The sequence below is a fragment of the Vibrio sp. T9 genome (assembly GCF_003123985.1).
Classification (GTDB): domain Bacteria; phylum Pseudomonadota; class Gammaproteobacteria; order Enterobacterales; family Vibrionaceae; genus Vibrio; species Vibrio diabolicus.
Genome location: NZ_NIGY01000192.1, coordinates 1 through 293 on the forward strand (window position 1 = coordinate 1; position 293 = coordinate 293).

1 pseudogene is annotated in these 293 nt (G+C 62.5%); it reads right to left on the reverse strand.

Annotated elements, in window-relative coordinates:
* Positions 1 to 293: pseudogene (locus CBX98_RS26055) on the reverse strand (hypothetical protein); the annotation flags it as partial.

Sequence of the window (293 nt, forward strand, 5' to 3'; positions counted from 1 at the left end):
GCCGGAACGCGCGGTCAGCACGAAGCCCCAGTACTGCGTCTGGCCTTCGTACACCCACAACAGCGAATCGCCCATCGGGACGTTGAAGTTCGGCGTCCACAGGTCAGCAGGGCGACGGAACTTGCCGTTCCACGAATGCGTGTATTCGTGGGCGAGCAGGTCGCGCTCGGACGCGTTTTCTTTCCAGGCGGTGAAGTAATCGGCGCCCAGGCCGTCTTCGCTGGACTGGTGGTGCTCCGTGCCGTTGCCAGCCAACTGGTCCGACAGCGAGAACAGGAAGTCGTAGTGATCGT